The 13577-nt window shown below is 59.6% G+C and carries 12 protein-coding genes; 5 read left to right on the plus strand and 7 right to left on the minus strand.

Annotation, left to right across the window (positions count from 1 at the left end; all coding sequences use genetic code 11):
- The first annotated feature begins 33 nt into the window (after positions 1-33).
- From NL64_RS23040 to hglS, 3 genes are all read left to right on the plus strand, one after another.
- Positions 34-1488 (plus strand): flavin-containing monooxygenase, encoded by a 1455-nt coding sequence (locus tag NL64_RS23040; protein WP_034150353.1) that lies wholly within the window; start codon positions 34-36, stop codon positions 1486-1488.
- A 22-nt stretch (positions 1489-1510) separates the two neighbouring features.
- Positions 1511-2467, plus strand: coding sequence for an alpha/beta fold hydrolase (locus NL64_RS23045; RefSeq protein ID WP_034150354.1), 957 nt, complete (start codon positions 1511-1513; stop codon positions 2465-2467).
- 104 nt (positions 2468-2571) lie between these two features.
- Positions 2572-3948 carry a 2-oxoadipate dioxygenase/decarboxylase HglS gene (gene hglS / locus NL64_RS23050; protein WP_034150355.1) on the plus strand — a complete coding sequence of 459 codons (1377 nt, stop codon included), beginning with the start codon at positions 2572-2574 and terminating at the stop codon, positions 3946-3948.
- Between the two features lie 91 nt (positions 3949-4039).
- Here the strand turns inward: hglS and NL64_RS23055 are convergent, their stop codons facing one another.
- Entirely contained in the window at positions 4040-4717 is a 678-nt protein-coding gene (locus NL64_RS23055) for a type 1 glutamine amidotransferase domain-containing protein (protein ID WP_034150356.1), read from the minus strand.
- 327 nt (positions 4718-5044) lie between these two features.
- On the opposite strand from NL64_RS23055, the gene NL64_RS23060 reads away from it, so the two are divergent.
- Positions 5045-5563: an Hcp family type VI secretion system effector gene (locus NL64_RS23060; RefSeq protein WP_034150357.1), complete on the plus strand. Its 519-nt coding sequence runs from the start codon at positions 5045-5047 to the stop codon at positions 5561-5563.
- A 344-nt stretch (positions 5564-5907) separates the two neighbouring features.
- Here NL64_RS23060 and NL64_RS23065 read toward each other — a convergent pair whose 3' ends face one another.
- The 6 genes from NL64_RS23065 to NL64_RS23085 all read right to left on the minus strand — a co-directional run bounded on the left by NL64_RS23065 (position 5908) and on the right by NL64_RS23085 (position 11320).
- A complete protein-coding gene (locus NL64_RS23065; protein ID WP_034150358.1) occupies positions 5908-6489 on the minus strand; it encodes a hypothetical protein in 582 nt (193 codons plus the stop codon).
- A gap of 86 nt (positions 6490-6575) precedes the next feature.
- Entirely contained in the window at positions 6576-6743 is a 168-nt protein-coding gene (locus NL64_RS30405; RefSeq protein WP_172668698.1) for a hypothetical protein, read from the minus strand.
- Positions 6744-6753: 10 nt separating this feature from the next.
- Positions 6754-6996, minus strand: coding sequence for a hypothetical protein (locus tag NL64_RS23070; RefSeq protein WP_034150359.1), 243 nt, complete (start codon positions 6994-6996; stop codon positions 6754-6756).
- Positions 6997-7115: 119 nt separating this feature from the next.
- On the minus strand, positions 7116-8189 hold the full coding sequence (locus NL64_RS23075) for a lipocalin-like domain-containing protein (protein WP_034150360.1): 1074 nt from the start codon (positions 8187-8189) through the stop codon (positions 7116-7118).
- Positions 8179-10650 (minus strand): ABC transporter permease, encoded by a 2472-nt coding sequence (locus tag NL64_RS23080; protein WP_034150361.1) that lies wholly within the window; start codon positions 10648-10650, stop codon positions 8179-8181. The genes NL64_RS23075 and NL64_RS23080 overlap by 11 nt, the downstream gene beginning before the upstream one ends.
- 1 nt (position 10651) lies before the next feature.
- Positions 10652-11320, minus strand: a complete 669-nt coding sequence (locus tag NL64_RS23085) for an ABC transporter ATP-binding protein (protein WP_034150362.1) — start codon at positions 11318-11320, stop codon at positions 10652-10654.
- Between the two features lie 137 nt (positions 11321-11457).
- On the opposite strand from NL64_RS23085, the gene NL64_RS23090 reads away from it, so the two are divergent.
- On the plus strand, positions 11458-13431 hold the full coding sequence (locus NL64_RS23090; protein WP_034150363.1) for an alkyl/aryl-sulfatase: 1974 nt from the start codon (positions 11458-11460) through the stop codon (positions 13429-13431).
- Positions 13432-13577 lie beyond the last annotated feature (146 nt).

Genomic DNA, 13577 nt, shown 5'->3' on the forward strand with positions numbered 1-13577 from the left:
AGGTTTGGACTAATAACGATAAAAAGGAGGCCCATGCAGACCTTTCAAGTGCTGATCATCGGCAGCGGTTTTGGCGGACAGTGTGCGGCGGTCAATTTGCTCAAGGCCGGCATCACGGATTTTCGCCTGCTGGAACGGCGGGACTTTTTCGGTGGCACCTGGTGCCAGAACACCTATCCCGGCGCGGCGGTCGACGTGCCCTCGCCGCTGTACTCGCTGTCCTTCGCCCCCTACCGCTGGACACAGATGTTTGCTGAACAAGCCGAATTGCATCGCTACACCCGCTATGTAGTGGAGCAATTCGGCCTGCTCGACCGCGTGGAATTGGAGGCCAATGTCGAGCGGGTCGAATGGGACGACGAAGGCAAGCGCTGGGCCGTTCACACCGCCAGCAAAGGCACGTTTTATGCGCAATTCCTGATCAACGCCACCGGTCCCTTGAGTCAACCAGTGATCCCGCACTTCGAAGGCCAGGAGCGCTTCCAAGGCAAAAGTTTTCACACCAACAATTGGGACCATTCCTACGACTACCGGCAAAAACGCGTGGCTATCGTCGGCAGCGGCGCCAGTGCAGCCCAGGTGATTCCGGCGATTGCCCCGGACGTCGAGCACCTGCATGTGTTTCAGCGCACGCCGCATTGGGTGTTGCCCCGGGCCGACCGTACGTTCGGCCGGTTCCAGCGCTGGTTGCTGGGGCTGAAACCGGCCTACAAGCTGCTGCGCTGGATGATCTACTGGCAATTCGAAACCCGGGTGATTGCTTTCAAATATTCGAAACCCGCCGTGCGCGTGGTCCAGCATCAGGCCTTGCGGTTTATCAAGCGCCAGGTGCCCGACGCCGAAATGCGGCGAAAACTGACACCGGATTACACCATCGGCTGCAAGCGGGTGATTCTGTCGAGCACGCTGTATCCGGCATTGGCTCGCAGCAACGTGACGCTGCACAGCCGCGAACAAGGCATTGCCGAAATCGACGAAACCGGGATCGTCATGCAGGACGGCCAGCACATCGATCTCGACCTGATCGTCTGGTCCACCGGTTACGACGCCACCGACGGGGTGATTTCCTACCCGGTCACCGGAAAAAACGGCACACAACTGCGAAATGTCTGGGCTGAGTATCCCCGGGCTTACCTCGGTACCAGCCTGCCGGACTTTCCCAATCTGTTTATCGTCACCGGCCCGAACACCGGAATCGGCCACACGTCGGCGCTGTTCATCATCGAATCGCAGATGAATTACATCCTCGACTGTATTCGCACATTAAAAACACAAGGTTTGCGCAGCATCGAAGTTCGCCCCGAGGCAGAACGTACCTACACTGAAATGATCCATAGAGAAATGGAACGTACCGTGTGGAAGTCTGGAGGCTGCCACAGTTGGTACCAAAGCAAGAGCGGTCATGTGATTGCCATGTTTCCGGGGTTCAGTTTCAGCTTTCATCGATTGACCCGAGCCCTGAAACCCGCCGATCACATCTTGTCCTGAACCGTTAGAAGGAAGACGCCTGATGCTCCTATTGGTTGTCGCAATCGCGGTTTTCGCAGCCTGGAGCTGGTTAAGCTATCCAGCGATCGGGTACTGGCTCTATGACTTGAGCGTGGCCACCGAAGCCAAGCTGTACAAGCTGCACAAAATCGTCGTGCCCATCTCGGAAATGACGGTCTCGACCTGGCAAGGCGGGCCGTATGAAGCATCCAGCAATGTCTTGATGCTGCACGGTTTCAGCGCCGACAAAAACCTCTGGCTGCGCTTTGCCCGGCACTTTGTCGGCAATTACCGGGTGATCATTCCCGACATCGCAGGCCATGGTGAAACCGGCTTCAAGGCTGGCGGCGGCTATGACATTGCGTTGCAAGCCAAGCGGATGATTCAGCTGCTCGACGTTTGCGGCGTCGAAAAAGTACACGTGATCGGCAACTCGATGGGCGGCTACATCGCCGCCTGGCTCGCGGCCAACTATCCGGAGCGGATCGTCTCGGTCGCCCTGTTCGACCCGGCCGGCGTCGCCTCGCCGGAACCCAGTGATCTGGAACGCCACTTGGCCAAGGGCCACAACCCGTTCCTGATTAATTCGCGCGAAGAATTCAAATATCTCTATGCCATGACCATGGCCGAACCACCGTGGATGCCGCGCGTGGTGCTGGATGCCATCGCCCATCGCTACGAACAGTCGCGCGACGAACTGGAAGAAATCTTCCGTGATTTTCGCGCCAGCCCGCCCATGGAGCCGAAACTCCCCTCGATCAAGGCGCCAGCGCTGTTGCTCTGGGGGCGCAAGGATCGCTTGATCGATGTCAGCAGCGTGGCTATCTGGAGCAAAGGCATCGCCGATCTGCGGGTGGAAATATGGGAAGGCATCGGTCATATGCCGATGCTGGAAGCGCCTGCCGGTTCGGCGCGCCTGTATCGGGAGTTTTTGGCATCGCTGCGCTCGGAAAGCCCACAGGATCAACGACTGCATTGAGGATGCAGTCCTTTGCAGAATGAAGTTCGTCAGAAACTTCGTTTGTCGGCGACGTTGAAGGCTGCGATCTTTTGCCTAACGTCACCGCGCCAGGAATTGTCTTCATGAACCACCCGAGTTTCGTCAGCCCCGACCTGATCCGCCAACGCTTTTCCAAAGCGATGTCCGACATGTACCGCGAAGAAGTGCCGCTGTACGGCGCGCTGATGGAGTTGGTGGAAAAGACCAACCGCCACGTGCTGGACAGCGATCCACAAGTGGCTCGACAGTTGAACAGCACCGGCGAAATCGAGCGCCTGGACCTGGAGCGCCACGGCGCGATCCGGGTCGGTACAGCCGCTGAACTGGCAACCCTCGCCCGCCTGTTCGCTGTGATGGGTATGCAACCGGTGGGTTACTACGACCTGACACCGGCCGGGGTGCCGGTGCATTCCACTGCATTCCGTGCCGTGCATGAAGCGGCGTTGCAGATTAGCCCGTTCCGGGTGTTCACCTCACTGCTGCGCCTGGAGCTGATCGAAGACCTGGAATTGCGCGCCTTCGCCCAGTCGGCATTGGACAAGCGTTCGATCTTCACCCCCGCCGCGCTCACGCTCATCGACCGCGCCGAAACCCACGGCGGCCTGACCGAGCAAGAGGCTGACGAATTCGTCAAAGAGGCACTGGAAACGTTCCGCTGGCATCACAGCGCCACGGTGACTGCCGAGCAATACCAGCAGCTCAGCGCCCAACATCGCCTCATTGCCGATGTGGTGGCCTTCAAAGGCCCGCACATCAATCACCTGACACCGCGTACTCTGGACATCGACATCGTCCAGGCACAAATGCCCGTCCATGGCATCACCCCCAAAGCGGTGATCGAAGGCCCGCCACGCCGCCAATGCCCGATCCTGCTGCGCCAGACCAGTTTCAAGGCGCTCGACGAACCGATTGCCTTCACCGATCAGGCCGACGCTCGCGGCAGCCATAGCGCCCGTTTCGGTGAAATCGAACAACGCGGCGCCGCCCTTACACCCAAGGGTCGGGCGCTTTACGACCGTTTGCTGAATGCCGCCCGGGACGAACTCAAGGACTTCCCCAACGAAGCCAACGCCGCGCGCTACAACGCGCTGATGTCGCAGCACTTCAGCGAATTTCCTGACACCTACGAAGGCATGCGCCGACAGGAACTGGCGTACTTTCGCTATTTCGTGACGGAAAAAGGTTTGGCGGCGCATGAGCTGAAAACCGCGACGCTCGAAGATCTGGTCAGCGACGGCTATCTGCGGGTTGAACCGTTGGTGTACGAAGATTTCCTGCCCGTCAGTGCCGCAGGGATTTTTCAGTCAAACCTGGGGGATGCGGCGCAAACCCATTACGGCGTGCACGCCAACCAGCAAGCGTTTGAAAAGGCCTTGGGGCGTTCGACGATAGATGAGTTGGGGTTGTATGCAGAGACGCAGCGGCGCTCGATTGAGCAGTGTTTTGCAGCGCTTCGTTAGTCCACCACAAAACTGTAGGAGCCTGGCTTGCCAGCGATAGCGATTTCACGTCCGCCATCGCCGGCAAGCCGGGCGCCTACAGGATTTATGTCTATTTCAATTTCGCCAACAACGCTTCAGCCGCAGCCTGCGACGACGCCGGATTCTGCCCGGTAACCAACAGGCCATCGGTGAGCACATAGCTCGCCCAATCAGGTCCCTTTGAAAAAAACCCGCCCTTGGCCTTGAGCTCATCCTCCACCAGAAACGGCACGACATTGGTCAATTGCACCGCTTCTTCTTCGCTGTTGGTGAACCCCGTCACTTTCTTGCCTTTGACCAACGGCTGGCCGTCCGGGCCTTTGGCATGCCGCAGGACGCCTGGCGCGTGGCAGACGGTGGCGACTGGTTTGCCCGCGTTGTAAAACGCCTCGATCAACGCGATCGACTGTTGGTCTTCGGCCAGGTCCCAGAGTGGGCCATGGCCGCCCGGATAGAAGATCGCGTCGTAATCGCCCTCCTTCACCGAGCCGAGCAGGACGGTTGACGCCAATGCCGATTGCGCCGCCGGGTCCTTGCGAAAGCGCTCGGTAGCTTCGGTTTGCGCGTCTGGCTCGTCGCTTTTCGGGTCCAGCGGAGGCTGGCCGCCCTTGGGTGAGGCCAGGGTCAACTGCGCGCCAGCATCCTTGAACGTGTAATACGGTGCAGCGAATTCTTCCAGCCAGAATCCGGTTTTCTTGCCGGTGTCACCCAATTGATCGTGGGACGTTAAAACCATCAGGATTTTCATGTCGTCTTCACTCCGTCTCGGGACTGCGGTGGTGGCTTGTGGCCGTGATGCGCAACAATCTGCGCGATGATCGTGGCGTAAGACCTTGGTACGGGGTTGATCGTTCGGCCTGTGAAGCCTTTCGATCAGGTGCGCAAACCATGCGGCTGAATGTGCAACTTTCTGCGCAAATCTCATTGAATTTCGGCGTCAAATGTTGCGAAAAAACACTCGACTACACGACTTATACAGCTTTCAGGCTTTTGGCACGGACCTTGTTAATAGTCAGCCCCCACTGAGCGAAATCGCCCTCGGGCGCATTAATTTACTTTAGCAAGGAGAGCATCCATGGCTACACCCGCGTACATGTCCGTTACAGGCGAGAAACAGGGACTGATCACTGCCGGAGCATTTACCGCAGATTCCGTTGGCAATACCTACCAGGAGGGTCACGAAGACCAGGTCATGGTTCAGGGTTTCAGCCACGAACTCACGATACCGCGAGACCCACAGTCGGGTAATACAACCGGTCAACGCATTCACAAACCCCTCGTGATCACCAAGGTTTTCGACAAAGCGTCCCCGCTGTTGCTGGAAGCACTGACTTCCGGCGAGCGCATGACTGCCGTTGAGATCAAGTGGTATCGCCCTAAAGGTCAAGGAGGCCAGGAGCATTACTACACCACTAAACTTGAAGATGCGATCATCGTCGTCATCAAGGACTACATGCATAACTGCCAGGACCCGGCAAACTCGCATTTCACCCATCTACAAGATGTGCACTTCAGTTATCGCAACATAACCTGGACGCACGTAGCATCCGGAACTTCGGGATCGGATGACTGGCGCAAGCCAAAAATGGACTAAGTCAGTTCCATGGTTTACATATCGGTCAGCACTGCTGGCCGATTTAGTTTGGCAAGTGGAAAACAGACAGAAATGACTATTTAGAATAGTGTTCGCCCAGTGCAAAAGCCTCGGCATTCCATGCACTGGTAAAGAGCCCTGACACTGGACGAACGGGGCGTATTTTAAATGAAGTCGCTGAAGAAATCCGCGCCTGAAACATGAAATTTGCAGACACATCTTCTCTCGATCACTGCTCCAATTATTCTTCAGACCAAGTGACCAAACCCACCAGTCAGTTCAAAGAAATTGATTAACCCTATACAAAACCTGTACAGGGTTAATCAATACGCAGAACTAAAAACTCAACTTCCGGATTTGCTGGTCACTTGTAGAAAGTCGGTATACGTCACGTAGACGCTTTGCCCAACTTTCAGGTCCTTAAGCTTCGCTTGAATTTCCGGTTTTTCGACAGTGATGGTTTTGCTCTCCCCTTTCGGATTTTCAAAGGTGACCTGGTTTTTCTTCACATCGATTGCGGTGATTTTCAGCTGGACTTGTACCTGACGATAAGCTTCGCCGCCAGGGGCGCTACCCGGCGCGTTGCGGGCTTCACCGACGCCTTCCGTAGTGCCTGGCAAGCCTTTGTCGACATCGGTGTCCAGATAGGCAGCGACAGAGCGGGCGACTTTGATGTCGACCTGATCGCCAGCTTTCAGGTTGCCGAGGTTTTTCGCCTTGTCGGTTAGTTGAAAATGGACCTCGCGACCGTCCGGCCCCTTGAGAACCACTTGATGCTTGGCGGCATCGACTGAGACGACAGTGGCGGTGATCTGATCAGCTTCCACGACGGCGGATAACGGAATGTCTGCTGCAACGGCGCTAAAACTGGCGGCGGACAGCAAGGTGGCGAGTGTGACGGCTTTAGTCAGTGCGTGAAGTTTCATAGGCAGAACATTCCCTGTGATAAATGATGACAAACGGCGCCGAAATGCGGGTTCAACACCGTGTGTCGAATGAGCATAGACGCTGATCAGGGAGTGTTCGCAGTTTCTTGCGCAGTCGATTCACCGCTGGCGGTGCCTTTGCCGCTTTCCTTGCGTCGGGTCGGGTCGGTTGGGCGCAAGGCGTCGTTGTCGCGCTCGGTTTCTCCGGGTGGCCGTGGCTCGTCGGGGTGTTCGGTGTCGGGGATGGGTTTCATGTCGGTGTCCTCAGGCTTCGGGATCGTCGAGCTCTCGGGTGACGTTGATCGCCGGTGAGTCTTTGTGGGATTGCTCCGCCCTGCTCTTCAGCTCCTGCCATTGTTCAAGGTCGATGGCGCCCTGCCCCAACAGATCATCAGCCAGCCGCTGCAAATCCATGAAGTAAGAATCCGGGGACTGCTGCCAATAGGCCTCGTCTTCGAACAGGCGTTGCCATGCGTCGAGGTCGGGGGGTGTGAGGTCTTCGCGCATGGCGAGCTCCAGCAGGGGTATTCGTACGGTAGAGAGGTGGACGCCGGAAGGAGTTCCGGTTGATTGGAAGATCAAAAGATCGCAGCCTGCGGCAGCTCCTACAGGGGACCGCGATCCTTTTAATAACCGGTCATTTCCAGATACCCCTGTCCGCCATGACTGCCGCTCAAACGCACCGGCCCTTCCCAGTAGGGAATGCGCAAATCCATCCAGGCATCGGGATTAAGGGCGTTGATGTCGATATCGAGGTGTTTGCCGGGAATCTGAATCGACCATCGCACCGGCATCGAACGCCCGGCCACCTTGGCGGTGTCCTGAGGGGTGAGGCGAATATCATCAGCCTTCAGCATCTGCGTCTGGCCCTGAGCATCGATCCACGTACCGGTCAGGTAAGGTTCACCGTCCTTTTGCCGCATGCGATAGAGCATCACCTGCTCGCCGCTGTCCAGGTGCAGGGAAAACCAGTCCCAGCCGCTCTGGTTGGCGGTTAGCGGTTGGCTGCTCCATTCGCGGTCGAGCCACGCGGGACCGCTGACCTGATACTGCTTGCCGTCGATCTCCAGCATACCGCTGGCCTGAAAAAACGGCTGGCTGTAGTAATACGACGCCTGGCCCTGTTCGGATTTCTGGCTAAACCCCTTGTCCCCTTGCGGCACCAGCGGCCGATTCGAGGTCAATCGCAGTTGGTAGCTGAATGACTTGTCGCGAGCGCTGAGTTGCAGGTCGGTCAGTGGATCAGCAACCGTAGCCTGGCTGCTGAAATGCCAGTCGTCGATCCACGCATTGAACGGTGTCAGGTTCACGCCGGCCTGTCCGACGCCGCCACGGGCATAGCGTTCGGCGGCGTGATGCACCGAATCCGAGGTAACCGCCGCGTGGCCCAGCCATATCGTCTGATTGCTCCACCCGGACTGCTCAGGCGTCGCTTTCAAGGCGCTGCGAAACAACGTCCACTGGGCGCCGAACTGGCGACCCTGCTCATCCTTGAGGTTGGCGGTGACGTACCACCATTCGATGCGAAAGCCGTCATGAGGGCCATGATCTGCCGGAAAATAAAATACGCGCCCGGGCACTACCGGCGTAAACGCGGTCGCTTGATTGCCCAGCCCGGCGAAACCTTTTTCATCCGGCGTCGACTGCTCACAACCGCCGAGCAACGCCAGGATCAGGCATAACCCGAACTTAATCCTCATGGGCAAACGTCCTCAGCAGGTCCGCCGGTTGCGTGCGATACAGCGAATACAACGGCCACGCCGACGCCAGCAGCGTCGCCAACAACGCCAGCCCCATCAGCTGCAGCAATTGCAGCGGAAACACCCGTAGCGGCAGGCGCCAGCCGAATGCCTGGACGTTGATCACCGTGTCCAGGCACCAGGCCAGGGCGATGCCCAATGGCAACGCCAACACCAGCGTCAACACCGCCAACAGCCAGGTTTGCCCGAGGTTGAGAAGCATCAGTTGCCGGCGCGTCACGCCCAGCGCCCACAGCGGCGCCAGTTGCCCGAGACGACTCTGGCTTTGCGTCAGCAGGCTGATGAACAACGCCACGCCCGCCACACACAGGGTCAGGCTATTGAGCGCGGCGGTGGCGGCGAAGGTGCGCTCGAACACTTGCGTCGACCAGCCCTTGAGCCGGGCCTGATCGACGATGCGGCTTTCCTCCAGCGCAAAACGTGCTTGCAGCGCGGTCACGAACGGCGCAATCAGTGCCGGCTCGATGCGCAGATTGAAGCGGTTGGGCGTCAGTTGCGGCCAGCCGCGCAGCAGGTGATTGACGTTGACCAGCAGGTGGCCCTTCGGATTGCCGTAGTCGGCGTAGATCCCGACGATGCGCGGCGACCATGGGCCATTGGGGGTGGCAATCGTCAGGCGATCGTCGAGTTTCACCTTCAAGCGCCGCGCCAGTTGCTCGCTGAGCATCACCGCGTCGTCTGTGGCCAGGCGATCCCAAGGCGTGTCGCCCAGCGCTTCGAGCAACGGCCAGTGCTGGCGATAGGTCGGGTGATCGATTACGCCGAAGACATCCGCCGGCCAGCCTTGCAATTGAATCGCGACCTGCCAGTTGGGCAGCACCGCCGTGAGCTGCGGTTGTTGCTTGAGCCAGTCGTACATCTCCCGAGCCTGGGCCGGGTTCTGTGGGTTGAGGTAAAGCTCGGCGGTCAGCCGTTGTTCGAGCCAGTTACTGAAGGTCTGACGAAAACCGGCGGTCATGCTGCCGGCGCCGATGTTGGCCGCCAGTGCCAACAACAGCGCCATCAGTGCCAGGCTCAGGGCCGGAAGTTGTTGGCGGCAATCGGCGAGAAACCATTGGCCGAGCACCGAATGACCGCGACTCAGCAGCCCGTTGAGCAGCGCGTTGAGCACCACCGGCAAGGCCAGCGCGGCGCCCAGCAACAACGCGGCCATCAGCACAAAACCACTGGCCAGGCTGTCGCCGCGCACCAACGCCAGCAACGCAATGCCCAAGGCCAGCGCCGCCACCCAACCCTGACGCCGCAACCAGCGAGCATGAGCCTGATGCCAGGCCTGAGGATCGGCCAGGGCCAGCAACGGCAAACGCGCCGCCCGCCACAAACTATTGGCGCCCGCGAGCACGGCGCCGAGCAGGCTCAGTCCGACGCCGCTGAGCCACCACAACGGGCTCAGGCTCAACTGCCCCGCCACTTCGGCGCCATACAACCCGCGCAGGCTGGCGGCGACATCCGGCAGCAACACGCTGGCCAGCAGGTAACCGCTGACAACCCCGGCGACGCCACCGATCAAGGCCAGCGCGCCCAGTTCAACGGCGAGACAGGCGATCAGCATCCGCGCACTGACCCCGCAGGCGCGCATCGTTCTGAGCAAGCCGCGACGCTGTTCCAGCGCCAGCCCAATCGCGGCGTGAACGATGAACAGGCCGACCACGAACGACAAGAAACCCAGGGCGTCGAGGTTCAGGTGAAAGCTCTCGGTCAGGCGCGCCAGATTATTTTCTTCGCCACTGGTTTTGAGCTGGAGCTGTCCCTTGAACGCATCGGGGAGTGTCGCGACGAAATCCTTGGGCAACAACAGACGCGACACTTGATCCGGCATACCGAGAATCTGCTGGGCGAAACCGATATCCACCAGCAACACACCGGGTGCCATGTCCGCTTGAGCGTGCAGCGGCGGTAACGTCTGACCGTTCAATGCCAGCGGCCGCTCACCCTCTTTCAGTCCCAGTGCCTGTAAGGTCTGCGGTGAAATCCAGGTGCTGCCCGGCGGGGTAAAAAATTCGACAACCTGCTCGATCGCCAATGCCTGCCCGGCGACCTCGGCGCCGGTTGGCAACGACACCGGCTCGATGCCCATCAGTTGCAAGCGCTGGTCTTCATGCCCCTTGAGCGTGACCCGCCCCTGCAACACCGGCGACACCGGCCACCCGGCGCGGCGCAAGTCGACAAACAATTGCTGCGCGAAGGTCGCGCCATTGGGCGAACCGAGACTGGCCTGGGGTTCACCGCCGATCAACTGGCTGGCCCGGGCATAACTGTCCCGCGCCTGGCTGTTCAGCGCTTGCACACCGGTCAGCAGACTGGTGGCCAGCCACAACCCGGTCAGTACGCTGAAAAACTGCACCGGGTGCTGCCGCCAATGGCTGAGCAGCGCACGCAATGTCTCGCGAAAAATGCGCATCTCAGCGCGCGTCCACATCAGCCAGACGCCCACCGTGCAGCACCACTTTTTCTGCCAGTCGCGCCGCAACGCTGGGGCTGTGGGTGACCATCAACAGGGTGGTGGAACTGTCATCCAGAAGCTCCAGCAGCAACTTCAGCACTTCGTCGCTGGTGGCTTCATCGAGGCTGCCGGTGGGCTCGTCGGCCAGCAGTAGTTTTGGCTGCGACGCCAGGGCCCGGCCCAACGCGACCCGTTGTTGCTGGCCGCCGGAGAGTTGTTCGGGATAGCGCCGCAGCAAATCAGCCAACCCCAGGCGCTGCACCAGATGCGCCAGCCAACGCGGATCATGGCGCCCCGCCAGGCGTGCCTGAAACGCCAGGTTGTCCTCCACCCGCAAGCTGCCGATCAGGTTGAATTGCTGGAACACCAGACCGATCTCGGTGCGTCGCCAACTCGCCAATTGCCCTTCGTTCATCTGCTCCAGGCGATGCTCACCGCTGCGGATGCTGCCGCGATCGACCTTGTCCAGCCCGGCGATCAGGTGCAGCAAGGTGCTTTTGCCACTGCCCGACTCGCCCATCAATGCCAGGCTGCTGCCGGGTTTGAGGGTCAGGTCGACACCTTGAAGGACCGGCAAAGGGCCTTGCGGGGTGGCGTAGCTTTTGAAGACGCCGTGGACTTCAAGCATGGGAGAACCCGTTCGATAAGCGTGGGCCAAGGATAGCGGCCCTGAATGGTTTTTGTCCGACGCTGATTGCAACCCTGCCGGGCCACCACCCTACCCTCGAGGCTGGTCTAACCATAACGATAAAAAACGGAGACGCCATGCCTCGTTTCACTTTGAGCCCTCGCGGGCTGTTGGCTTGCCTGATCACAGCGTGCCTCGCGCAATCGGTAAGCGCTGCCAATGAACCGGTCGCGGCCAGTGCGCAAACCGCTGCCAGCAACACCGCCGTGCTGCAACAACTGCCCTTCAGCGATCGCACCGATTACGAGTCGGTCAGCAAAGGCTTGATCGCACCGTTCAAGGGCCAGATCAAGGACGCGTCCGGCAAGGTCATCTGGGATGTCCAGGCTTATGACTTCCTGCTCAAGGACCAGGCCCCCGACTCGGTCAACCCGAGCCTCTGGCGCCTGGCGCAGCTCAATGCCCATGCCGGGCTGTTCGAAGTCAGCCCGAAGATCTATCAAGTGCGTGGCCTTGATGTGGCCAACATGACGATCATCGAGGGTGAGGACGGGCTGATCATCATCGACCCGCTGACCATGTCCGAAACCGCGAAAGCCGCGCTGGATCTGTACTACCAGAACCGACCGCGCAAACCTGTGGTGGCGGTGATCTACAGCCACACCCACGTTGACCATTTCGGTGGCGTGCGCGGGGTGATCGACGAGGCCGACGTCAAGGCCGGCAAGGTTAAGGTGTTTGCGCCATCCGGATTCATGGAACACGTGATGAGTGAAAACGTGTTCGCCGGCAACGCCATGAGCCGCCGCGCGCAATACCAGTTCGGCAGCCTGTTGCCCCGTGGCGAAAAAGGCCAGGTGGACGCCGGCCTCGGCAAAAGTACGCCAAGCGGCGGCACCATCACTTTGATCGCGCCGACCGAGCTGATCACCAAGGAACTGGAGACCCGCACCATTGCCGGTCTGGAGATGGAATTCCAGCTCACCCCGGGCACCGAAGCCCCGGCGGAAATGAACCTGTACCTGCCGCAATTGCGCGCCCTGTGCATGGCGGAAAACGCCACGCAAATGATGCACAACATCCTCACCCCGCGCGGTGCGCAAGTGCGTGACGCCAAGGCCTGGTCGCAATACCTCGACAACAGCCTGGCGCGCTACGGCGACAAGAGTGACGTGCTGTTCGCCCAGCACAACTGGCCGACCTGGGGCGGTGAGCGCATCCGCACTTTCCTCGCTGATCAGCGCGACATGTACGCGTTTCTCAACGACCGCACCTTGCACCTGCTGAACCAGGGCCTGACCCCACTGGAAGTGGCTGATGCGATCAAGAAACTGCCGGGGGCGCTGGATCAGAAGTGGTACACACGCGGCTACTACGGGTCGTTGAGTTTCAACGTGCGCGCGGTGTATCAGCGCTATCTGGGTTTCTACGACGGCAACCCGGCCAACCTCAATCCGTTGCCGCCGGTGGAAACCGCCAAACGCAGCGTCGAGGCGATGGGTGGCGGCGCGGCCGTGCTGGAGAAAATGCGCGCGGCGATGAGCCAAGGTGACTATCGCTGGGCCGCGCAACTGGGCAATCAGTTGCTGTTTGCCGAACCGGACAATGTCGCAGGTCGCACTGCCCAGGCCGAGGCACTGGAGCAGTTGGGCTATCAGAGCGAAAACGCCACCTGGCGCAACATGTACCTGACCGGGGCGATGGAGCTGCGCAACGGCGTGCCGCAACATGCTGGCAGTTCGGTGTCGGTGGACATGATGCGGGCGATGACCCCGGACATGTTCTTCGATTTCCTGGCAATTCGGCTCGACAGCGAAAAAGCCGCCGGCCATGACCTGACCCTGAACTGGACCTTCGAGGACCAGCACCAGGACTTCAACCTGACCCTGCGCAACGGCGTGCTGACGCATCGTTCCGGGCTCAACCCGGCGGCGGATGCCAGTGTCAGCCTGAGCAAGGCGACGCTGGAACAGATCAGTCTGAAACAATTGGATTTCCCGACGGCAATGCAGAAAGGCTTGGTCAAGATTCAAGGGAATGGCAAGAAGCTCGGGGAGTTGATGGGTAGCCTGGATAGCTTCAGCCCGCAGTTCAATATCGTTACGCCGTAAAGATCAAAAGATCGTCCGAACGCGGCCCGAACCTGCGGCAGCTCCTACATTGGAATGCGATTTCCTGTCGGAGCTGCCGCAGGCTGCGATCTTTTGCGTCATACCAGTCAGCATCACCTTCTCAGACACACCGCCATCGCGGGCAA

It is taken from the genome of Pseudomonas fluorescens (genome assembly GCF_000802965.1).
GTDB classification, from domain to species: domain Bacteria; phylum Pseudomonadota; class Gammaproteobacteria; order Pseudomonadales; family Pseudomonadaceae; genus Aquipseudomonas; species Aquipseudomonas fluorescens_A.